The sequence below is a fragment of the Maribacter sp. 2-571 genome (assembly GCF_050589625.1).
Taxonomy (GTDB): Bacteria; Bacteroidota; Bacteroidia; order Flavobacteriales; family Flavobacteriaceae; genus Pelagihabitans.
In genome coordinates this window covers 1-23,212 of the sequence record NZ_JBNGOP010000021.1, presented here as the reverse complement: position 1 = coordinate 23,212, position 23,212 = coordinate 1, and the positions used below count along the sequence as shown (strand labels likewise).

Here is a 23,212-nt window from a genome sequence, read left to right as displayed (position 1 = left end):
GGTGCTCCTTTTTACACTAAGGGGATTTAAATGTTTGCCATGGGATCGGAATCGCTTTTGTGAAGGCGTTCAAGCGGGTTGCGGCCTTTTTTCATTTTTGAAGCTGCTATGGTTTTGATCCGGGTCAACATTTAAATTGGTCGTTAGTGCTACATCATCGGGCTATCGTTCTTTTTTTAGATTGATGGAGGAATAGTATTGTACATCTCTTTTTATCTTAAAATAAAAGGGGATGTAAGTGAGCAAAAATACAACAAAAACAATAGGGGCAATGATCCAGATCGCAAATTGTAGGTAGCGTTTAAAATAGCGAAGCCATCTACTTCTTTCGGGCGATCCGGGGGTACTCTTTTTGGTGATCAAGGCGGCCCATTTTGAAAAAATGATGTTTCCCCGTTTATCCGTCGGGATAAGGGCCGGCCGTATGGAAACGGCTTTTAATTTTAGCAGATCGCTTTGCAGCCCCGCATAATTTCCAGAATCCAAGGCCTTTTTTATGGGAGGTCCGAATTTGCTTGCGTCGCTAATGTCTTTTTCGGAAACACCGGGTTTGGGAAAAATGCCCCACATGCGATCTTTGTTCCCTTTCATCATCCAGTATTCGATGGTAATTACGCTGATGTGGTTAATATTCCTGTCGGTAAGGGCAATGTTCCCCACAAGTTTGGCATCAAGCTCGACCAAAAGATGCTTTAGTTTTTCCTGTGCCTGGTACCACATGTTGCGCGCACCGATTACAGTGACCACCGGCGTGTTTTTGAGCAGTTTTTTGGCCGCAGCCGAACGGAGGAAGGAATTGACGGGAATGGAGGGGGACAAGTACCATACTTGGTGCCCTAAAATGACCAGGTCATAGGTTTTGGCCAATAGCTCCGGTGAAGGGTCTTTTATTTTTCTCGGTATTTGAAGGAAACTGTCGGGAAAGGTACTTAGGAAGTCCTCCTCTTTCCAAGGAAATGGAAAAGGGGTTTCGGGCGCTATTTCATGATAGGTAACGGCAACGTGCTCCCCTTTTAAAGTGGAAACGATGTTCTCGATAATACGGAACAATTGTCCGGTTTGGGAGTAGTACACGACCAGTACTTCTTTCATGTATTCGGCTTATCGTTCCAAAAGTCAAAATAGTTGAACCACTGAAACGGATATTTTTTGAGCATGGATTCCAAATGACCGGTATACTCGCTCAATAACGCGGCTTCGTTTCTTTTTTTTGCCTGTGCGGTTCTGGCGTAAAGATGGTATTTTTTGTTGGGTTCCTTCATCACATAAACGAAAAGTACCGGAACGTTAAGCCGTGAAGCCAATAAAAAAGGTCCTAACGGAAACTTTGCTTTTTTACCCAGCAAGGGAGCTTCCTGGTATTTGGATCCCTCCAAAAAACGATCCCCGGTAAAGCACACCAATTCTCCCTTGCTCAAGGCATCGTGAATTTGAAAGATATGGGACATATCGTCCGTTACCAAAATAAACTTTACGTTGGATTTTGCCTTTACGGTGTCCATATAGGCCTTGATCTGCTCGTGTTCGGTATCCCAGGTGACTACGCTGATTTGTGAAATTTCGCTAACATCTTCCAAAAAGTATTCGGAAACCTCAAAATTACCGGTATGCGCGCTCAGCAGAATACCGCCTTTTTGTTGTTCCAGAAGCCTGTGGATGTTTTCGATACCATCGAACTCATAGGTAAACCGATCTCGAAGGCCGCTGGCTATGGTAGCACGGTCGATCAATGTCTGCCCAAAGGTGTAATAGCTTTTGTAGATGCCAAAAAAGCTCTTTGTTCTGGAATACTCTTGTCGATAACGAAGATAGCGGTAGATGGCCCGAGTACTTTTTATGGAAAAGACACAGAAATATAAGACAACAAAATGCAACAAGAGGTACGAGGCGTTGAGCCCGAGATGCTTGATAAAAAAAATATAGATCTTATAGCCTAAAACGGTGCCCCTGGATTTGCCTTCCCATTCCAATGCCATACGCTGTATACGTTATGTGGGGGTCAATCCAATTTTTTTTCGATGAGGTCGTAAAAGTCCTGAAGGGTAACGATGTTTACAAAATCGTCACCGACCAATTTTACGCCAAAGTTGCTTTCTACGGCAACTACCAGATCAACAAAATCCAAACTATCCAGACCTACCGATTCCTTTAAATTTGCGCCGGGAACCAGCTCTTCCGAATCGACCTCGAATTCTTCGATTAAAAACGCATCGATCTTGTCAACAATATCTTGTTTGGTCATTATCATTTTTTCGCTAGCATTTTTTTACAATCAAGGTGGAGTTGGTACCTCCAAAACCAAAAGAGTTCGACAAAAATACGTCAATTTTTTTATTTAACGTTTTTTTAACGATGTTTAGCCGGGCCGAAGTGTCGTCCGGATTTTCCAGATTAATGTTGGGTGCCACAAAGGAATGTTGCATCATTAAAAGGGAATACACGATTTCGCTGGCACCAGCCATCCAGCATTCGTGGCCGGTCATCGATTTGGTGGAGCTGACCAGGGGATTCCCTTTTCCGAAGACCTCTAAAATCGCCTGTGCCTCGTTCGCGTCGCCTACAGGGGTAGCGGTAGCATGGGCGTTTACATAATCGACCTCCTCAGCTTGCATGCCCGCCTGTTCGAGAGCACGGGTCATGGCGCGGGCAGGGCCCTCAACGTTGGGTGTGGAAATGTGGTCGCCATTGGACGAAAAACCATATCCTACGATTTCCCCTAAAATAGGCGCCCCTCTTTTAACGGCCGATTCGTAGCTTTCTACGATAACCGATGCGCCACCACCGCTGGGTACCAGTCCGTTACGGTCTTTGTCAAAAGGACGGGATGCTTTTTTGGGGTCGGTTTCATGCATGGCAAACACGCCTAAACCGTCAAAACTACCAAAGGCCAAATGGTTGACTTCTTGTGCCCCGCCGGCAATAATACAGTCCTGAAGACCACTTTTGATCAGGTGATAAGCAGTGCCTATGGAATGGGAACCGCTGGCGCAGGCGGCACTGATCGTGAAATTGACCCCACGTAGTTTAAATATGGTGGAAAGGTTCATGGTCACCGTTGAATTCATGGCCTTGAAAATGGCTCCGGAGCCCACCAATGTGGTGTCCTTTTTTGCCCGCATGATATCAATGGATTCGATTACCGAACGGGCGGTACTATCGTTCCCGTAAAGAATGCCGACCTCGTTTTGGTCCAGATAGTCTTGGTCGATACCGGCATACTTCAAGGCTTCGAGCGTAGCCATATACGCGTATTGGGCTTCCTCGCCCATACTAATGCGCTGCCTTCTGGTGAGCAGTCCTTTTAAATTGGGTTCGTCCACCGCTCCGGTCAATGGGGAGCGATACCCGAAATCGGCACGGCCTTGGTCGTATACAATACCGGAACGGCCCTCATAAAGGGAGGTCTTCACTTCATCCAGGTTTTTGCCTATACAGGAATAAACACCCATTCCACTGATAACGACTCTTCTCATACTGTGCAGGTATTACGAATAAATTCCGCCATTAATGTTCACTATTTCGCCCGTAACGTACGATGCTTTGGGAGAGGCCAAGAAAGAAACCAAATGTGCCACTTCCTCTGCATTTCCGAACCGATTGGCAGGAACCATTTTTTTGAGTTCAGCCTCATCCAATTCCCCGGTCATATCGGTTTTTATAAATCCGGGTGCCACGGCGTTAACGGTCACCTTTCGTTTGGCCACTTCTTGCGCCAAGGCTTTGGTGGCACCGATAACGGCACCTTTTGCGGCCGAATAATTGGTTTGGCCGGGCGTGCCCTTTAAGCCTGAAACGGAGACCATATTGATGATACGGCCATATTTGTTGACCAGTAATTTTTGGATCAAGGCATTGGTGACGTTATAAAACCCATTGAGACTGGTGTTGATCACACCGGACCAATCTTCGGGCGACATCCACATAAAAAGACCGTCTTTGGTAATGCCCGCATTGTTGACCACTACTTCGATTACCGCGTTTTTGTGGGTTTCATGCCAGGCCTCCAAACTTGTTTTTACGGCATCGGCATCGGCAACATCGAACTGGAGTAGCTCACCGCTTTTTCCCGCAGCCGTCACCAGGGAAAGGGTTTCTTCTGCGGCTTCCCTGTTTTTGTTGTAATTGATCAAAATACCATACTCCAGATCTTTGGCCAATTGTTCGCAAATTGCCCTTCCGATTCCTCGGGAACCGCCGGTAACCAAAGCGTACTTTTGTTTTTCTTTTTTATCGGACATTGTTTTCCGTTATGCTAGTTTATAACAACAAAGGGTTCTACATTGGCGTACCATTTGTTGCCCAATACCGTTCCATCTTCTTTTAAAAATGCCCATCCTTTTTTGGATTTCACCCGCACCAGACCGTTTTGGAACCCTTTTTGTTCTTTGCCGGCCAAAAAGGCAAGGCCCGCGGTAATATCATACTCCATTGGGATTACAAGTTTACCGGAGGTATCCATAAATCCCCATTTTTTGTCCTTTACCGGAGCCAATCCGTTTTTTGAAAAAACTTCGGCATCCCTATAGGTAGCGGAAATGACCAGCGCTCCCTTTTCGTCGATATACCCCCATTGTTTGCCCTGTGCTACGGGGGCGAGTCCTTGGGAAAAGGCCCTGGCCTTGTCGTAAGTCGGGGGGATGACCCATTTTCCCGTACCGTCCACAAAACCGATCTTTTTGTCCTTTCGGGCGTAGGTCAGCGGAGCATCTTCATAAAAACTCCATACTTTGTCGGCACCATCGATCGGGTAAAACGTACCGTTGCGAACAATACCGAACCGGCCATTTTTTTTGGCGTCCACTCCGGATGGGTGAAACGTATTTCCCAATTCTTCATATTCCGCAGGGATAACGACCTCTCCCTTGGTATTGATCATGCCCCAGTATACTCCTTTGGAAACCTTTGCATGCCCGTTTCTTATTTTTTTGATGACGTTATAACTGGGTTCGACCAGTAGTTTTCCATCGGCTCCAAGAAGTCCCACCTTATCCAATTTCTTAAAAATGGCCGCACCATCTTCAAAATCATAATACTTTTCCGCTTCCGGTACCTCTAAAACCGTACCGCTTTTTTGGATATACTGCCATTGATCGTCCTTGTTGACCAATGCAATGCCAGAATTGAAATATTTTGCCTTTTTGTATTGCGGTTCGATTACCCATTTTCCGGAAGCGTCGATATACCCCCAAAGGTCATCTTTCTGGGCGGAGGCAAGGCCATCGGAAAAACTTTTCGCTTTTTTAAATTGCGGTTCAATGGCGTAGTTCCCCTGTTTGTCAATATATCCGAAACGATCGCCTTCGCGAACCAAGGCTAGCTCTTGGGCGGTAACTTGGCTTATGATCGTAAGAAGGAATAAAAGGATGATGTGGCAGCGTTTCATTATTTCTTGTTTTGATGATTGATAATATAGTGCTTTACCTGATTCACATAGGGATACATGACAACATCTTCTTTGAACGGGGGAACGATGTTGCGAACGGCGTCGTACATTTTTTTGGTCTTTGAGGAAACTTTTTCCTGAACGCCCAAATACTCGATGGCCTGTACTACGGTCATCATTTCTATGGCAACGATCTCAAAGGCGTTCTCGATTACCCTTTTTGTGATGAGCGCTGCGTTGGTGCCCATGCTTACCACATCTTGATTGTCGTTATTGTTGGGAATGCTATGCACGTACATCGGGTTCGATAGCATCTGATTTTCGGCCGTGGTGGAGGTGGCCGTAAATTGTACGCCCTGCATTCCAAAGTTGAGCCCTAGGGTGCCCAAATTGACGAATGGGGGCAATATGTCGTTCAATTTGGAATTGAGCAGATAATTGAGTTGCCGTTCCGCAAGCATGCTCATTTTGGTGACCACGATCTTAAGTTTGTCCATTTCCAGCGATACATAGTCGCCATGGAAATTACCACCGTGGTATACGTTCTCTTTTTCAACATCGACTATGGGGTTGTCGTTGGCAGAGTTGACCTCCTCGATCATAATGCGTTCCACTTCGTTGAGCGTGTCCAGAACCGGACCTAAAATTTGGGGAACGCAGCGCAGGGAATAGTATTCCTGTACCTTTTCTTCAAAAACGGTTACCTCGTCGGTGGCAACATAGAGGTGATGTTCCCTTTTTCTTATCAGCGTACTGTCCTTCAAGTGGCTCCGCATCGATCGTGCGATCTCTCTTTGGCCCAGGTGCTTTTTGGTCTCGTTGATCTCCTGGCTCAAGTGATCGTCATAGGCTGCCACTATTTCATTAATAGCCGAGGAGCAGCAGATCATCCATTCCAATAATCTGCGCGTATAAATCGTGTTCACCACGCCGATACCGGTCATTACCGAAGTACCGTTGATCAATGCCAATCCTTCCCGCAATGCTATTGTTATGGGCGCTATTTTTTCTAGTTTAAAAACCTCGGCGGTGGGCCGCCGTTCCCCTTGGTAAAAAACTTCTCCCTCGCCGATCAATACCAGGGCCAAATGGGCAAGTTGCACCAGATCACCGCTTGCGCCCACCCCACCATGCTCATAAATCAGCGGTGTAATATTTTTATTGATCAAAAGGGTCATGGTTTCTATGACCGATCGGTGTACCCCGGAATGGCCCAGACTTAGGGTATTGAGCCTGGCCAACATGGCGGCCTTTACATATTTTGGTGCAATGGGGTTTCCCGTTCCCGAGGCATGGCTCCGGATCAGGTTGTATTGCAAGGCAATGGTCTCGGAATCCTTTATCTTGTACTGGGCCATGGGACCAAAACCGGTGTTGACCCCGTAAATAATTTTGTTTTTGGCAAACGTTTTTAAAAAGTCAAAACTCTTTTGAACCGTATTGAAAACATGGTCGTCTACCGAAATGGGTTCTTCTTCAAAAACAACTTGGTAAAATTCCTGTATTCCTAGTGCTCCTTTAATTTTCGGCATGTATGGTTGATTCTGTCGGGTATAAGTAATGAACTCGTTTAAACTTTTTGCATTTGCTAAAAAATTGCTCTTTTTCGTCCATTTGAAGGCTTTTTTTCCTTCCGTAGCCCTGCTATGCAACTTAAAAAAGCCTTCAAATGGCCAAAAAATGACTAAATTTCGCTTAAACGCAAAAAGTTTAAACGAGTTCAATACATTAGTAAATAAAAATAGGAAATTTGGTTGGCAAATTTATAACATTTGATGAATCTATCCCTGAAATTAAAGTTCTATAGGGTCGAAGGCTCATAACCACTGCTTTTGCATGGAGCGTGCGGGATTATAGTGCGGTTTAAAAACGGCTTATGAAAAACGAAAGTGTTGATGTTTTGATTATTGGCGCAGGCCCTTCGGGTGCTGTCGCGGCCGCTTATCTCCATAAGCAGGGCTTGAAGATAAAGGTCGTGGAAAAGAACCGTTTTCCACGTTTTGTTATTGGTGAAAGTCTTATCCCAAGATGTATGGATCATTTTGGTGCCGTAGGCCTCTTGCCCTGTTTGGAAGCAAAGGGGTTCGAGGTAAAGCGTGGCGCACGTTTTATGAACGATAAGGGTGTGGTGTGCAATTTTGACTTTAGCAAAAAACATGGGGACGGTTGGGATTGGACCTGGCAAGTACCCCGCGCCGATTTTGACAAGACGCTGACCGACGAACTAGAACGTTGGGGCGTTGCCATCGACTTTGAAAAGGAAGTGGTAGATGTCGTTTTTGCCGATGATGGTACCTCTGCCACTACGATCAAGGGCAAGGATGGCGACCCATCTGTTATCGATGCCAAGTTTATCATAGACTCCAGCGGTTGGGGAAGGGTATTGCCCCGGTTGTTGGATTTGGACAGACCTTCCGAAATACCCGAACACGCCACTATTTTCACCCATTTAAAGGATGTGAGAAGGCCCGAAGGCGAGGAGGGCACCTTAATTACCTTCGATATTATCGATACGGATACTTGGTTATGGGTGATTCCGTTCTCGAACGGGGATTGTAGTATCGGTTATGTGGGTACCATTGCCTATTTGGAATCTTTTGAAGGAAGCCCGACCGAAAAATTGCGGCAAATGATGCGCCTGTCCACCTACTATCGTGAACGTTTTGAGGGGCTCGATTATCTATTTGAGCCGCGAACCATTAAAAGTTTTTCGGCTTCGGTAAAGCAATTGTATGGAAAAGGATATGCCCTTACGGGGAACAGCGCCGAGTTTTTAGATCCTGTATTCTCCTCCGGTGTGACCTTTGCAGCGGAATCGGCCCATTTGTCCGCTAAACTGATTGACAAACAGCTGTCTGGGGAAAATGTCGATTGGGAAAAGGAGTATACGGAATACATTATGTACGGGGTAAACGTTTTTTCTACCTACGTAAAGGAGTGGTATACGGGCAACCTACAAAAAATATTCTTCCATAGTACGGTAAACAAGGGGATCAAAGCACAAATATGTGCCGTTTTAGCAGGTTATGTTTGGGACCGTTCGAACCCTTTTGTTAAAAACCATGACCGTTTGGTGAAAACCGTCGCCCATATTGCCGATATGGAAATGGAGCGGGCTTTGGAGCGGCAATAGCGCTCTTTTCGCACCAAATTAAAAAGGGCCGGAAATCGTAGATTCCAACCCTTTTTATTTGTTATACCTTTTTTAGAAAGAGTACTTCATTATTTCCATGGCCTTATACCATTTCTTAGGTTAAATTAGCCTTTAAAAATTGTTCTGTTCCATGTGTACTACAAAATAAAAGCTAACCATAGCTGCTGCTATGCTTGGATTTCATTTTTCGCCTACCCAAAAAACCTTGGTTTTTATTTGCGTAATTTAACCTGAATTATGCATTAGAACTTTGTAATGAAGGTTTTAGCTGCGCTACATTTAAAAATGTAGCGCAGCACCATATTTTGATGTAGCTGGAAGCTGTAATAGATTTTCTAATGCATAAAGCGGGTTTAACACCGGAAATGGTATTAAAACGCCTTTTTCGCAATAAGTTTTGCCAACGATTTTCCGGTTTTGGCATATCCTTCACCGACCCTGCTCTCATTACTATAGTTATTGCCCCATTGGTCGCCTGGGGCATTGGTACTGCTGACTTCCAAACGTACGTTTTCGGGTGTTGCCGTTTCTACAAACTTAAGATTGGTCGATACCTTTGCATGCTGTTTCATAATTCCCGCGTCCCACCCCGGATAGAGCCATACGGTTTCTACGATCAAGGTATATGCGGTTTCCGAAAGTTCTTCGGCAAAATAGATGTCCTCGTCGTTGCCAAGGTATTTGTTCATCAGCTCCAAAAATTTGGGTTGCCAAATGAGTTCACGACTGCTTTCCCATGTTTTTTTCCAGGTAGTGCCCTTTCCTCTTGATTTTTTCTCCAGATCTTCCGAGCGCTTGGCCACATATTCGTCGTTGGTAAGATTGTCTTTCATAAGACGCATATTGTCATAAACGAACTGGACGTTTATTTCCTTTTGGCCTTTTATAAAGTCGAAACCTCCTTGTTGTACTTTAAGCTTTTGTGCCTGCATGCTTGCGACAAACAAGAATGCACTAAGAATCATTAGTTTTTTCATTATCTAAAATTTGTTGTTGGTCGTTTCAAAAATACTCCAATTTTGGAAATTTGAAAGTGGGTCGTTCTTCCACCGAGCCCTATGGCTCAATCGTCAATAGCAGCGAACACCATTTGCCGGAATTTCCATGAGGTTTCCTCCACTACCGGGCCTTGGGTCTGTTTCATCAGTATTCCGATTACGTTTTCTTGAGGATCGGCAAAGTATTGAGTGTTAAAGTAACCGCCCCAATCAAAGGTTCCGGTGCTCCCCTCGCCCCCGGCATCTTGTCCCTTTGGGGTAATCACTCCGAACGCCAGGCCATAGTGTTTGTTCCCTTCACTGAATAAATCGCCACTGTGGTTGCCCATAATACTTTGGATGGTGGTACGGCTTAAAATGCGGGTGCCGTTGTATTCCCCTTTGTTGAGGTACATCTGTAAAAAAATGGCATAGTCATGTGCGGTACTTGAGAGTCCGGCACCTCCTGAAAAAAATCGTTTTGCTCCCGTAATGGGATAATCGGTATCGTAAAAGGTTACAGGGTACTTTTCCCATTGCCCATCGGGTTTATGCTGTACCGTTACCAATCTGTTGTGTTGTGCCTTGGGAAGGTAAAACCACGTATCGTTCATTCCCAGTGGATCAAAAATGCGTTTCCTTAAAAAGTCATCAAAAGGCATTCCGGAAACGATTTCCACAAGATAACCCAGCACATCCAGTCCTTCACTATAGGTGAACCGACTACCGGGGTTATGGTGTAACGGAAGTTTTGCGAGCTTTTGAACGCTTTCCCCAATAGAAACATCCGCAGTGGTAAACAGATCGGTAACACCGGCCTTTGCATATATTTTTTTGAAGCGTTCGTCGCGGTCGATCATGCCATAGCCGATACCTGAGGTATGGGTGATCAGGTGTCTTATGGTAATCTGGTTTTCGGCCGGTATGGTGGTATAGGTGGTATCGGTGGCATTAAAGGTCGCTAAAACCTGTGCGTTTTCGAATGCGGGAATATAGGTTGATATGGGGTCGTCCAACCGAAATTTACCCTCTTCCCATAGCATCATAACCGCAGTGGCGGTAATGGCCTTTGTTTGGGAAGCGATCCGAAAAATGCTGGTTTCCTTCATGGGTTTTTTTGTTGCATTGTCGGCCATACCGTATGCATTGTGGAATACGATTTTTCCGTTGCGGGCAATCAAGGCCACTGCGCCCGGTATGGCGCCCGCAGTAACCTGCTCCTGCAGCATGGCGTCTATTTTTGCCAACCGTTCGGTGGACATGCCTACCGCCATCGGGTCGGTCTTTGAGAGTATTGGCGAATGTTGTTGCGAAAGGGTCTGCGCCTGAGCGAACAGTAGGGAAAAGCCCAGTATCAGCAGTGCATATTTTGTTTTCATGTTCATCGGTTTTGAATGTCGGTATATGGCTTCGGTCCCGTTTTCAGCTATTCACAAAAAATCCTTAAAAGGGGTCCGGCTTAAAGATAATCGTTTTCGTCCTAGTTGGGGCCGTAACGGGTCCCGTGCTTCAAGAATAGGCTATTTTTCGTATTCCTTTAATTGTTCCAATAGCGCTGCTGCTTTGAGAATGGGCTCCCACTCGTTTCCGGACAGGAAAAAATCACGCACTTTTGAAACCTTGTTTTTCACGCTCACTTTGTGGTAGAGCCAGTATGCCATATAGGCCAATAGTAAAAAGATCAGACCATGTATTCCGCCATATACGAACGGATTGTCTTTGATCGCATCCAGGCTTACCCAACAAACCGACCAAAATGGTAATTGCAACACTCCCAGTTTTATACAATTGAAACTGGAAAGTCTCAAATTCGACAATTGTTTTTGGGTCGATAGCACATCCTCATCGTTTTTTACCCGGTCTATCAAATACAATTGATAACAATATCCCAGCAATAGGGCTATGGTAACGAGTGCAATGGCGCCAAAACCTATTGCGACAAAATAGGCCTTTGCTTTGGCCGCGATGGTGGTTATGGCGATCAATAGCAGCGTGTAGGGAACCCCGATACCAATGGCCGTCCACTTTGGCACGACAAAGCGGTTCATTTGTCTACGGAGTTTTTGCCGTGTGAGGTCAACGGCCAATTCGGTATTGATGGCCAGCATATCCTCCATTTTTTGATCATACGATTTCCAAATACGTTCGAATTCAATTGGGTCCATTTTTTTTTGTTTTTATAGTGATGGAACTGGATTTTAAGTTTCTTTTTTATTCTTGATATCTTGGTGGTTACGTTGGTTGGCGAAATGTCGATGATATCGGCGATGTCCTTGCTGCTAAGGCCTTCAAGATGTAATAAGAACAAGGCCCGGTCGATTTCCTTTAGTGCTCTCAAACAGTTGGTTAGCAGCAGAAAATCATCGTCCGCACCACCCTGTTCGGAAGTGTTCAGCACTTCTATTATTGGAGGAAGGGGAACGGTCCTTTCTTTTCTGGTCCTATGCCTCCGGTAAAAGGAAATGGAAGTGTTTAGGGCGACCCGATACACCCAAGTAGACCATTTATTGGTGTTGTTGAAATTCTCGATCGTGGACCACAACTGTAAAATAATTTCCTGCGCCAAGTCGCCTTGGTCGGCGGGATCTTTGCAATAGGTATTGGCTACTTTATAGATGATGCCTTTGTGGTCGTTAAGAACGGTTAAGAATTTTTTTTCTTTTTTGTCCAAACTGAAGCTCGTTTACTACATTATTCGCAGCACTGCTGCGTTTGTCACATTTTTATGGTGTTTTTTTGTGAAATGGAGATATTGCCCACGCTGTACTTATGTGTCACACCCTTTTTAACTTATTCCATTTTAACTTTGAAATAGCACTAATAAATCGTTTCTTTTTCAGCTGTTCTCCGTTAAGAAATATAACCATAGCTAAGGCTATGCTTAGATTCCCGGTCAAGCCGGGGACAGGCTTTTTGCCTCGAACAACTAAAAAATAATTCAATTTCTATACGCGCGATTTCAAAGTTAAAATGGTATTAAAGCTGGCTAAAAAAGATACGAATACCGTTTTAATGTTGGAATAGCACTACTACATGGTTCTTGTTGCGTTATTCCTAGTTAAAAAATAGAACCGTAGCTACTGCTATGCTTTATTTTTCTTTTTCTTCTAAGCAAAAAATGATGCCTTTTTATTTGGGTGATTTTAAGGCAGCAGGGTATGAGAAGTTTCTTCTAACGGTTCGTTGGGGACCAAACCAAAAAAATAGGATCTACAATGGTAACCATGGTGGGATTCCCATGCCAGGGCAGTTTGGCAATGGGCTTTTTGCGTTATCCGATAGGGTCATCGTATGGTTTTTCAACCACATTTTTCACCTAAGTGAAGCGAGGGCCGGTACGCATAATACTGTAAAACCGCTTCCAAGGCCATTTTGAGCGCTTCGTTTATTGGTAGAATGAGGTTTCCCAGGGTAAAATCGATCTGATTCAATTGCATATAGTACTCCGTAAAAACGGGTACGTACAGTCCTTTTTGTATTGCCTCGGTAACGGAGTTGTACTTATCGGCTTGGCCTTCCTTGATAATTTTACAGGTGGCCAATCTTAAATTTCCGTATTTATCGGTATGGGCGGCAAATCCGAACAATCTGCAAATTAAACCACGGTATTGGTAATCGCCACAGCGGCCTTGATCGATTACGGACAGGGGTTTGTAGATAAAACAGGTGGAGCCTTTGGTTTTGGCCAGCTGATGCAACGTCTTTTCTGCCTCGCCCCGTAAAAACAGCTGAAACGCCCAGGGTAAAAACTCTATGGGAGAGGCCTCTACGTTGGGGTAACTACAACATTTGCCACAGCCCGAAGCACAACCAAGGCCCGATGAGATTGCAAATTGGGCGGTTTCCTGCTCTAATTTGAAAAAAAGACGTTCTACGGATCGAACTTTATCGGGTATGGACATTAATTTTTTTCCAAGGTAGGCTTATTATTCCCTGAAGTGAGGGTTATTTGTAAAAAGAAAGGGAATACATTTTACAGGTTATGGGATACGATGGTTTTTGTCGATGAATTGTAATGAAAAAGAAAGACGTTCCTTTTTACTCGATAATCGAGATTTAAAATGCTCCGACGCTTGCGTCGAAATCAATGGTAATTTTCGTTCTAATGCCTCGTGGGCTTGCCCCGAGGTTATTTACGCTGTTCATTCAGTTTATAAAACCGGTGTTCATCACAGCGTTTGTCATTTTTGACAATTGCATTCTTGAATATTCCTTCTTTTTTAAAACCATTTTTTTCGAGCACTTTTATTGAGGCGGTGTTGTATGCGAAAACGCCTGCGTATATGCGATGTAGGGCAAGTTGATCAAATCCATATTCGGTAATCAATTCCACGGCTTTGGTCGCAATTCCATTTCCCCAATAGGGTTCTCCGACCCAGTACCCGATTTCCGCCGATCCTTGGTAGACGTCCTCTTGTACTACCAGCCCAACAATACCCGACAGGTGCCCCTTGTAAGTTATTCCGAAGGTTTGCTTTGGGTTTTCTTCTTTTGTTCGGGTTATAAAGGACCCGGCATCATGCTCCTCATATGGGAATGGGATGTAATCCCTTAGGTTGTCCCAAATGTTTTTGTTGTTCGCCAGCTGTGCCAATGTCGCTTTGTCGGAAGTTTGGAGCGGTCTTATCGTTATGTTTTCTTCCATTTGCGGTTGGGGGTTAGCGGTGAGGTGTATTAGAAGGGCGGTCTTACGGCGACCAATAGGTGGTTTTTTCGGTGTTTAAATGGTAAATACGATTAAAGTTAGAAAATTCTAATTTTAAGCTGTCCTATTTTTTGGGGAAGGCTACACATGCAATCCATATTTTGAAGATTATGGACTTGAAATAGGGTTACCGTTGCCGTGCCACGTATTTTTCAGTTCTTATTGTTCTTTCTCAATTCAGCCATTTTTTTTAAATAAACGTCTTCTTTTTCAATAAATTCTTTCAATCCGTTTGGTTCGAGAAACATTACTTTTTTCAAAATTTCAGCACTTCCAAGAGTTTCTATTCGTTTATAGGTTCGATATTCAGTTACATCATTTGGGATATCAAATTGGGTTAAATTTACCGACCCAGTTGTAGAATTTGAGTAGTATACGTTGTTATCATTTAGAAGTTTAAATCTTATTTGAGTATCAAAATTTCCATTGTAAACTTTTGATTCCGTTTTCAAAATCCCGTTTGGTTCGAGTTTATCAGATAGATAGCTATTTTCACACCGGGAATACTTCCAGTACTCAATTGGTTTCCATTCTCCATTTTGGTTTTTCGCTTCTTGAATTAAGAATAAATGCCGATTCTGGCTTGAAATTTTTAGCGAGTCGGTTGTTTTATTGTGCACATAAATAGCGTACAAGCTATCGTTAGTTTTTTCTAAAATCAGATTGATTTCATTTTCAGTTTTGCTTTTTTCACTAATCCTTGCAACGAATTCAGAGTCGGAAACAAAATCTATGTCGATTCGGTTTGCGTTGGTTTCCATTTTAGACGATTGAGCGTTTAAGTCAAAAGTCAGAAGTAGAATTAAAGCGCCAAGTATGAATGTTAGATTTCGGTTTCTCATATGTAATACGACAAAGGTATTTAACTGGGCATCTAGATATACTTCAAAAAGTGGAGTAGGATAACGTTCTTTGAAGGCATTCGTGAAAAGTCTTGTTCAAGTTTTGTTTTTGGCCTTACTACCGCATCGAAAATTGAGTTTGCTGTACTGATTCGACAGTAAAAAGGACGCTTATGTCCGATCCATTTCTTAAAGACCATAGGTTCGTTCAGGGGTTGCCGCTGTTATGCATTTGCTTTATCTATTGCGTGATATACCTTCGGGTTATGTTTCTCCATGTAAAATTCAGGATGAGGTATTTCCGTAAACCCGAACTTTTTATAGAGCCATTCCGCCGTATCGGTCAATAAAATCCAGCGCCTTAATCCTTGAAGATTAGGGTGCTCCATTATTTCATTTATCAGCCATTTGCTTAATCCCTTTCCTCTATACTCTTTTAGAACATAAACATCCCCTAAATACGCAATAGTTGAATAGTCTGAAATTATTCTAGCAAAGCCAATTTGCCGGTTTTCATGATAAAGCCCAAAATTCAAAGCATTTTCAATGGATGTTTTTAGCGTATTGATCGGAATTCCTTTGGCCCAATCCGTTTCGGTAGATAGGAATTTGTGAATACCCAAAATATCCAATTTATCTTTGTCGGTGGAAATGGTATATTCGTTTCTATGTACTTCTCTAATTTTCATTTTCTTTACTAATGCCAATACTCATATACGGTCCAAAATAACCAAAAATCCGCGATGCCAAAAAATAAGCAGTGACTCTTTTGGGTATGGCCTGTATATAAAGCGATACAAAGAAACATTTCTTTTTAGTTCAATACATTCTATAGTCTTTACCGTCTGAATTTCTGCAACCATGCAAAAGTTCTTTTAAGGAATACAGCTGTTCTAGTAACGCTATTTGTGAAGGCTTCAATCGAGGCATGTGGCGTAGCGTAAGTTGTTCCCTCGGGGTTGTCCATGGCCCCAACGTTCGGATCAATAGATCGGTCCTGCAAGATGATCGTCGGCAGAAATGTTGGGTTTTTAGACAGGCTGACGGCTCCGTACATGAAAAGTAGCGATGTATACACTAGCTTTTCGGTTTAGCACAGATCCTAATTAATGAACTTATTTGGACTTTTTTTACCGAACCGTAGGGAAGAAATTGCCCACTACAGCCTTTTTCTTGTCTTTTTTTTCTAGAGTAGCCCGGCAAAGAAACTCAAAAAAGTTTCCAATAGGCCTTTAAATCGCTTCCCGGAAGCATCGAGATCGCTTCAATCCAAAAAGTTTAAATGAGTTCAATGTGTTTGTTTTTCGTTCCAACGATTAAACCGCAATTGTTTTTATAAAATGTTTTAGCTATTGTTAGTTGTTTAATTTCGATACCGATCTTATTTCTTCATAGTCAATTCTTTAATAAGATCAATCTCTTCATCATTGTAAGGAGTGCCATTCTTACGGAAAATATCATGAAACCAAAGTTCGGGATCAGAACCATCCGGAATTGGGTCGTCCCATGCATATTTTGTATTGGACTTCCCGGCAACGAGCCCCCAATTAATAGCCCCTATATTTTGCGTTTTTAAAATAGGCATAATGTTACTGAACAAGCTATTATGTTTACGAGCCATATATTCTGTGCAAATCATTGGTCTATTCAATTTTTTAAGGGAATCAATTGCCCTTTGATGATCGACTTCATCATTGTAGTTGTGATACGTGATAATATCTGAATTTTCGATTTGAAATATATTAAGGTCTGACAAACTATTATTCCAAACTCCAACTGTTAAGGGTTGCTTTGGATCTATAGCTCTAGCCCATTTAAAAACGTCTTTTAAAAGCGGTAAAGATTTATTGCCATACCCCGAGTTTCCAGGTTCATTGTATAGATCCCACAAAATTATTCGTTTGTCGTTTTGGAATGTATCCAAAATATCTTTCACATAAGATTCAAGCAGGGGTGTTAAATTTTCGGCAGTGTAAAGTAAATCTCCGGGATCCCTGAGCCAACCGGAATTATGAACGCCTGGTTTAGGTTCGGGTTGTTTGCCAGCGGTATAGGTAGGGTTCCAGCAGTCATCAAAAATCACAAAAATAGTTGCAATATTATGCTTCTCGGCAATTGACAAATAGGTGTTGATCCGTTCTTTAAATCCAGTTTTGTCAACTTCCCATGCCACATGATGAAGATATACACGCATGCAGTTTAGCCCAATATCTTCGGCCCACCCCAGCTCTCTATCAATGGTTTCGGGGTCGAAGGTTTCCGCTTGCCAAAATTCTAATTGATTTATCGCCGTACTAGGGTTAAAATTCGCACCTCTTAACCACGGTTTGTCTTTTCCCCATGCCTTTGCCTTTTCTTCTGACCACCTTTTGGCGATAGCGAATTCATCGGATATTTCATTTTGGCTTGGTACTGCTTTCTTTTCTTGCTTGCATGCAGTAAAAAAAGAGATGGCCAATAAGATCAAGAGTAGCGACTTGCTGATTTTTTGATGCATGAGCTTTAATTATTTTTGGTGAATACTAAATTTATAAATACACGTCGATTTATAACGTTCGCCCTTATTTAAAATAGTTGAAGGGAAATGCGCTTGATTTGGACTGTCAGGAAAATGTTGTGTTTCCAAACAAAACGCAGTTCGGTATTGATAAGGTAAGCCATTTTTTCCAACATCTTTACCATCTAAAAAATTACCGCCATAGAATTGCAAACCCGGTTCGTCGGTAATAACCTCTATTTTCCTACCAGAAATAAGTTCTATTATTACTGCTGCAGTTCTTAAACCTGAGCCATTTATGACAAAGTTATGGTCGTATCCAAAACCATATGCTATCTGTTGTCCATCATCATTTATATGTTCTCTAATTGGTGTTGGTTCAGTAAAGTCAAAAGGAGTATTCTTAACCTCTTGTATCATTCCCGTTGGAATTAAACCTGTCGTAATCGGTGTGAAATACGTAGCATTTATTTGCAGGATATGGTCATTGATAGTCCCTTTGCCCGCTCCGTGTAGGTTAAAAAATGAGTGATTGGTAAGATTGACCGGTGTGGCTTTATCTGTAGTGGCAGTATATTTGATTTCTAATTCGTTGTTATCTGTTAAACGGTACACTACCGTTACATTTAAATTCCCAGGATAACCTTCTTCGCCATCTTTGGAAAGATATTTCAATTTTAGTTCGGAATTTGAAAATTGATGGGCATCCCAAATTACATTATTAAACCCTATTTTCCCACCATGTAAATGATGGTCATTGTTGTTTGAGGCCAGTGTATAAGTGCTGTCATTCAATGTGAATTTACAATTGGCGATGCGATTGCCATAACGCCCGATTAAAGCTCCGAAATATATCTCATTTGACTGAAGGTAACCCTCAATGGTTTCGTACCCCAATACAATGTCTTCAAAAATACCGGTCTTGTCCGGTACCCATAAACTAACGACACGACCACCATAATTAGTGATTTGTGCAACAAGTCCATTTTTATTCGTTAACGTAAATAAATCGGTCTTTTTGCCATCAACTACGCGTTCAAAATTTTGTCTGTTAATTAGTTTTAAGTCGGATTTATTTTTTTGACAAGAAATACATAATGCGACAAATATTGATAAAACATGGGTCTTGTTCATTAATCTCGTTTTTTAAGATATAGCGTACAACGTCTCTCGTATGTTGTTTTTGCATCCCGTAGGGATGCATATGCAATTTACAAACTGTTGTGTACAGTTTTATTCCGTTATTCTTTTCTTTAAATCTATTCTTTCTTGCAATATTCTGGTTATTTCAACATAATCTGGATTTAACGTTCCGTAGAATATTATGTGTCGATTTACTTTTATTCCGAGAAGCTGTTATGATATACCTTTGTAGTTTTTCCCTAAGTCGGGATTTTCAGCGATTTCTTGGCAATTGAATAGTAGCCCTTCATAATATTTATTAGCTTGTTTTTCAGACCACATCTCAAATGTGTAATCCCAAATCGTTTAATCCTCAACAGCTTTGTTGGTCAATTTATATTCAGCCATTCTAGCGCTTTTTCTCTTTAAGCGATTCAAGATGTTTTTTAGGGTTAAAATCGTGAGCTATTCCACTGTCAATTCCTTCTTGAATTGCTTTTTTCAAGGCAATCACTTCACTTTCTTCTTGTAAAAGCGTGAATCCTGCACGAATAACTTCGCTAGCATTTTTAAATCTTCCTTCCTTAATGCTATTTTGCACAAATTGGTAAAAATAACTTCCGAGTGATATTGATGTGTTTTTATTCATTTGAATGATTAATTTAATGTGAATGCATCAAAATCTAGTATAATTGGCAAATTTTTTAAATTTTACATTATGGTTCGGCCTGTATGAACAGTAATGGAGCAAACTAGCGTTTGCTTACCACCACATCCATCGCGAAATCTTTTGATTTTCTTTTTTCTTTTTCATTTATTACCAAATCAAAAGACTTGGCGGTGTTCCTTGATATTCCGGGTTTATAACTTAAGTAGCCAAGCCCGTATTGTTTTGAGGTTGTGTTGTACTTAGTTTTTACATTTTGATAGTTTCAGTTCTAGAAACTACGGGATTGCCAACATCGTCGAACTCAGGCGTTTCATTTTCAATTTCCCAATCTTCAAAACTAAAAATGGAATCAACAGATTTTTGAGGAGTTAGACAATGAATCTGTAGCCTTCCCCAAAACTGGTAAGGCTACAATATGGTTTCGCAACTTCATAAATGTTAGCAAACCTTTCGGTTTTGCCCTAAAGCCTGAATTATGTTTACGTTGTGTTATAAACAGGTTTTTAGTTCCGTGATGTTTTCCAGCCCAAAATCAGTCTCTTGTAAAGGTTTAAGTTTTACTCCCCTTTCGCTTACTTGGATAATTTGATAAAAATTTTGTTTGTCCACTTGTCCAAGGGTAAAAACAAGAAAATAGTTTTTGTTAATTTCTTTTAAGTACCAAAAGCCATTGTCATTCTCCCAAGTGTGATTTAATAGATTTAATCTTTCACTTTTCTTTTCTAACAATTTATCGATCCAATATTTATCTGCCGTAAATTCAATTTCCATAAAATCATTCAATGGCTCAAATCGGTGTGTTACGAGAAAATCGGTTATCGCTTCCGTCGACAGGTTTAATTGATTGGATAAATCTAATTTTCGAAAGATGTAAGACATGTTTTCTCCTGAATCCATTACTAAAGAGTCATTTCCGAACTTTTTTAGCTTCCCCATCCCTTTTATCCCCCCAACTTTTAGTTTTATCTTTTTCTTCTTAAAAATAAAGGCTACTGCAACTAAGGTGTCGGCACCAATATGCCCCATGGTTGAATTGTCAAAATCAATTATAATTCCCTCGCTTCCTGCTGTATTTAGGCCGTTACTGTCAATAACTTGATTTTTGTAAGACATCCAAACTCCGTTCAGTTCCTGTCCGTAAGCGTTTGCAAATCCAACTAAGAATAATATGAGAATAATTTTTTTCATAGGTCTCGGCTATGATTTCGTTGCGGACATTTCCAATGGAAATTGTCCGTGCGGAATCTAGCCCCTTTCTTTGTTTAAAGGGTTGAAGTTAACGAATTGTAGCAATGAATTATGGCCTTTGTTGTGTGTGGAGTTTTATTTCCATTTTTCACCTTTAGCGATTACCTCGCAATAGTAGCGCCCACTCGATTGTCCGTCTATATTGTACCATTTGTGTTTAGCACCGACCGATTCCCAATCCGTTCCTTTTTTTCATTCCGAGTGTTTTAAGAAACCAAGGGAATCTTGTCCTCCACCACATTTTTCTTTGGTATGGATGTCGATTGTCCATTTAATTAGCAATTGTTCTGTCCTTCAATTCAGGTTTATTCCTTATTTCCGTCCAATACTCTTCTCTTATGTCATCATCGATTCTTATTGGGTTCTTTTCATTGTAAAGTCGGTCGCTTCCATTTTTTTTACATCCCGAAATCCAATATTCTTCTCCAGATTCAGTTTCAAAATAGTTTGCCTTAAAACCGGCTCCTTTTAATGAGTCGAATCTAAGTCCGTTGTAATAGATCGATTTGCCAGAATTAGAGAATGTTACCCTCCCAATTCTAGCTTCACCGGTCAAATTCCCAGCTTTTCTTTCGATATACATGATTCTTGAATCCTTCATTTCTGATATTATACACAACCGGTTCGGCTATGATTAGTTGCGGGTGCAAGGAAACGTTGAGTTTCCGTATTCGCAGGAAGCCAAAGCTTTTGGTTTTACTTTTTTTGTCCAAAGCTAAATCCATAAGATTTTGCGGACTTTATAAAAATACGATAACCTTTAGATGAAGCCCAAACCCCGTATTGTTTATAGGTTGTGTAGTAAAACGTTTTTATTTCTCGAAAAACGTATCTTTCAGTTTCCCCTTTTTGAACGCTTTCAAATAGGTTTTAGCCTTTTTATTGATAGCTAGTCCATTCTCATCATTAGCCACATATGCTAAGAATATTTTTGCGCCCTCTAATTGCACTTCTTTTACATCTTCCTGCTCACTATATTTTTGTCCATCAATTTTGACACATTTGAGAATTCTGTTTTTATTGATTTTTTCACTGAGAATATAATTAGTTATTGCAATCATATAGAAGTATCTAAGATTGCTTTTTTGTTCTAGTTCATTATAAAAACCCCCAAATATTGGGACATTTATGCCAGTATCTTTATTTTTCCAGAAGTCCACAATTTTACAGGCACTTGAAAACTCCTTAGATTTAAAATTCGTTGGATTACTAAAAATATATTCCGTGGCGTCATAAAATAATTGTTCATATTCGTTATAATTTGCTTCTTTGTCAGCTTCCATCAGAGCCAAAGACTTCGCTAATTGACCAAAACCTAAAAGAGGGGCTGTCAATAATGTCAGCATTAATATTTCTCTCATCTATCTCTATTCTTTGTTCAAATGTTCTACAAAGGTCTCGGCAAGTAGGGCAGGCAAGGAAACTTTTCGTTTCCGTCTGGTCTGCGAGCCAGCCGCGAAGCCTTGGGGTTGTTTTGTAATTATTTTTATTTTTTAATTGTCAAATTTGAATATTTCGCTATCGCGTAATTTTCAATTTGGCGGACTTAGTAGATAAGTCCAAGCCTTTAAACATAAAACTTTGTGCCCTATTTGCTATTGTTAGGCATGGTTTTATTCCGTTTCTACTGAAGTTTCCCAACCGTCATATTCTCCACCGAACTTTTTAGCAACCATTCTTAATTTGGAAGTAATGGGATAAATGGAATCAATATCCACATTGTCAATTCTCCAAACTTGTAATTCAAATGGTAGCGTCGCTTCCTTGTTAATGTCGGTATTTTGAACCGTGAAGTTTGATTTAATTAATTCTGTTTTAGCTTTGTTCATTTCCGATTCTTTAGAAAAATAGAGCCAATGGTCCACTCGTCTTGCCTTTGTTAGCTTATCGCCAGCATCTGCTAAACTTCGTAATACTGACTGATCGGCCATATAGTTTTTCGTCTCCTCATTTGGGTATAAGAAATCGCGATAGTAAGTCCATTCTTTATCTTCTTTTACGTTCAGATAGAATTTATAATCGGGATAGTTTTTTTTATAAAAATCCTCAATTTTAGAAATGATATTTTTTGGTTCTTTAATGTAAAAATATTCTAACCGCTCCTTATCGTACATAAACGACCCGACTAATATAAAATCGGTTTCTTTTTTTACTATTTCCACTAATTCATCTCCAACTTTATGAAGCAGACTAAAAGTTTCATTTTCTGGAAAACCATTTTCTTTTGAGGTCTCATAAGTTAATCCAGTAACTAAAACATAATCTAAGCCTCTTATTGGAGTAGAATCAAATAAGTCCATTCTCAAAGTAGTTGAGCCCACCTTTTCATCTTCATAGGCAGCCATATAGGTGTCCCACCTCTCTTCTGAATTTTGTGCATTCATTAGTGTAATTGAAAATATAATTAATAACAAGAATTTGAATGTTTCCTTCATTTTTTAAATTATGCCTAACTTGTTTATAACAACGCCAAATATAGGAATCGGAGCAAGGCAAGCAAGCCTAAATCAATTGATCTATCTGCGCATTTTTATTTCTTTATTAGGGCGTGTTAACACTAATTGCATCGAAAATCAGGGCGATATAGATAAAGGCCGTGAACATGACGTCGAGT

General features: G+C 41.3%; 22 protein-coding genes. 1 reads left to right on the top strand and 21 read right to left on the bottom strand.

Annotated features, from left to right (window positions below; genetic code table 11):
- Positions 1–162: 162 nt before the first annotated feature.
- From ACRD7P_RS14620 to ACRD7P_RS14590, 7 genes are read right to left on the bottom strand one after another with little or no spacing between them, the layout of a single operon-like run.
- A complete protein-coding gene (locus ACRD7P_RS14620) occupies positions 163–1,092 on the bottom strand; it encodes a dialkylrecorsinol condensing enzyme DarA (protein WP_430908378.1) in 930 nt (309 codons plus the stop codon).
- Positions 1,089–1,976: a lipid A biosynthesis acyltransferase gene (locus ACRD7P_RS14615; RefSeq protein WP_430908377.1), complete on the bottom strand. Its 888-nt coding sequence runs from the start codon at positions 1,974–1,976 to the stop codon at positions 1,089–1,091. Before ACRD7P_RS14615 ends, ACRD7P_RS14620 begins: the two co-directional genes overlap by 4 nt.
- A 23-nt stretch (positions 1,977–1,999) precedes the next feature.
- Positions 2,000–2,242 (bottom strand): acyl carrier protein, encoded by a 243-nt coding sequence (locus ACRD7P_RS14610; protein ID WP_430908376.1) that lies wholly within the window; start codon positions 2,240–2,242, stop codon positions 2,000–2,002.
- 13 nt (positions 2,243–2,255) lie between these two features.
- Positions 2,256–3,473, bottom strand: a complete 1,218-nt coding sequence (locus ACRD7P_RS14605) for a beta-ketoacyl-[acyl-carrier-protein] synthase family protein (RefSeq protein WP_430908375.1) — start codon at positions 3,471–3,473, stop codon at positions 2,256–2,258.
- 12 nt (positions 3,474–3,485) lie between these two features.
- Positions 3,486–4,238 carry a 3-oxoacyl-ACP reductase FabG gene (fabG, locus tag ACRD7P_RS14600; RefSeq protein ID WP_430908374.1) on the bottom strand — a complete coding sequence of 251 codons (753 nt, stop codon included), beginning with the start codon at positions 4,236–4,238 and terminating at the stop codon, positions 3,486–3,488.
- Between the two features lie 14 nt (positions 4,239–4,252).
- Positions 4,253–5,383 (bottom strand): WG repeat-containing protein, encoded by a 1,131-nt coding sequence (locus ACRD7P_RS14595; RefSeq protein WP_430908373.1) that lies wholly within the window; start codon positions 5,381–5,383, stop codon positions 4,253–4,255.
- On the bottom strand, positions 5,383–6,915 hold the full coding sequence (locus ACRD7P_RS14590) for an HAL/PAL/TAL family ammonia-lyase (protein ID WP_430908372.1): 1,533 nt from the start codon (positions 6,913–6,915) through the stop codon (positions 5,383–5,385). Before ACRD7P_RS14590 ends, ACRD7P_RS14595 begins: the two co-directional genes overlap by 1 nt.
- Positions 6,916–7,259: 344 nt before the next feature.
- Here ACRD7P_RS14590 and ACRD7P_RS14585 point away from each other — a divergent pair, with 344 nt between their 5' ends.
- The gene (locus ACRD7P_RS14585) at positions 7,260–8,516 is read left to right on the top strand and encodes an NAD(P)/FAD-dependent oxidoreductase (protein ID WP_430908371.1); all 1,257 of its coding nucleotides are present in this window, start codon (positions 7,260–7,262) and stop codon (positions 8,514–8,516) included.
- Between the two features lie 392 nt (positions 8,517–8,908).
- Here ACRD7P_RS14585 and ACRD7P_RS14580 read toward each other — a convergent pair whose 3' ends face one another.
- The 14 genes from ACRD7P_RS14580 to ACRD7P_RS14515 all read right to left on the bottom strand — a co-directional run bounded on the left by ACRD7P_RS14580 (position 8,909) and on the right by ACRD7P_RS14515 (position 23,033).
- Positions 8,909–9,514: a hypothetical protein gene (locus tag ACRD7P_RS14580; RefSeq protein ID WP_430908370.1), complete on the bottom strand. Its 606-nt coding sequence runs from the start codon at positions 9,512–9,514 to the stop codon at positions 8,909–8,911.
- A gap of 86 nt (positions 9,515–9,600) precedes the next feature.
- Positions 9,601–10,893 (bottom strand): serine hydrolase domain-containing protein, encoded by a 1,293-nt coding sequence (locus ACRD7P_RS14575; protein WP_430908369.1) that lies wholly within the window; start codon positions 10,891–10,893, stop codon positions 9,601–9,603.
- 665 nt (positions 10,894–11,558) lie between these two features.
- Positions 11,559–12,185 carry an RNA polymerase sigma factor gene (locus ACRD7P_RS14570; RefSeq protein WP_430908368.1) on the bottom strand — a complete coding sequence of 209 codons (627 nt, stop codon included), beginning with the start codon at positions 12,183–12,185 and terminating at the stop codon, positions 11,559–11,561.
- Between the two features lie 628 nt (positions 12,186–12,813).
- A complete protein-coding gene (locus tag ACRD7P_RS14565; protein ID WP_430908367.1) occupies positions 12,814–13,416 on the bottom strand; it encodes a YkgJ family cysteine cluster protein in 603 nt (200 codons plus the stop codon).
- A gap of 227 nt (positions 13,417–13,643) precedes the next feature.
- On the bottom strand, positions 13,644–14,159 hold the full coding sequence (locus ACRD7P_RS14560) for a GNAT family N-acetyltransferase (RefSeq protein WP_430908366.1): 516 nt from the start codon (positions 14,157–14,159) through the stop codon (positions 13,644–13,646).
- A 212-nt stretch (positions 14,160–14,371) separates the two neighbouring features.
- Complete coding sequence (locus tag ACRD7P_RS14555) at positions 14,372–14,980, bottom strand: hypothetical protein (RefSeq protein WP_430908365.1); 609 nt, start codon at positions 14,978–14,980, stop codon at positions 14,372–14,374.
- Between the two features lie 305 nt (positions 14,981–15,285).
- Positions 15,286–15,750: a GNAT family N-acetyltransferase gene (locus tag ACRD7P_RS14550; RefSeq protein ID WP_430908364.1), complete on the bottom strand. Its 465-nt coding sequence runs from the start codon at positions 15,748–15,750 to the stop codon at positions 15,286–15,288.
- Between the two features lie 692 nt (positions 15,751–16,442).
- Positions 16,443–17,558, bottom strand: a complete 1,116-nt coding sequence (locus tag ACRD7P_RS14545; RefSeq protein WP_430908363.1) for a cellulase family glycosylhydrolase — start codon at positions 17,556–17,558, stop codon at positions 16,443–16,445.
- Between the two features lie 9 nt (positions 17,559–17,567).
- A complete protein-coding gene (locus tag ACRD7P_RS14540; RefSeq protein WP_430908362.1) occupies positions 17,568–18,692 on the bottom strand; it encodes an aldose epimerase family protein in 1,125 nt (374 codons plus the stop codon).
- 397 nt (positions 18,693–19,089) lie between these two features.
- Positions 19,090–19,329: a type II toxin-antitoxin system ParD family antitoxin gene (locus tag ACRD7P_RS14535; protein ID WP_430908361.1), complete on the bottom strand. Its 240-nt coding sequence runs from the start codon at positions 19,327–19,329 to the stop codon at positions 19,090–19,092.
- Between the two features lie 510 nt (positions 19,330–19,839).
- Positions 19,840–20,538 carry a hypothetical protein gene (locus tag ACRD7P_RS14530; protein ID WP_430908360.1) on the bottom strand — a complete coding sequence of 233 codons (699 nt, stop codon included), beginning with the start codon at positions 20,536–20,538 and terminating at the stop codon, positions 19,840–19,842.
- A gap of 331 nt (positions 20,539–20,869) precedes the next feature.
- On the bottom strand, positions 20,870–21,199 hold the full coding sequence (locus tag ACRD7P_RS14525; protein WP_430908359.1) for a hypothetical protein: 330 nt from the start codon (positions 21,197–21,199) through the stop codon (positions 20,870–20,872).
- Between the two features lie 211 nt (positions 21,200–21,410).
- On the bottom strand, positions 21,411–21,959 hold the full coding sequence (locus ACRD7P_RS14520) for a hypothetical protein (RefSeq protein ID WP_430908358.1): 549 nt from the start codon (positions 21,957–21,959) through the stop codon (positions 21,411–21,413).
- A gap of 252 nt (positions 21,960–22,211) precedes the next feature.
- Positions 22,212–23,033: a DUF695 domain-containing protein gene (locus ACRD7P_RS14515; protein WP_430908357.1), complete on the bottom strand. Its 822-nt coding sequence runs from the start codon at positions 23,031–23,033 to the stop codon at positions 22,212–22,214.
- Positions 23,034–23,212 lie beyond the last annotated feature (179 nt).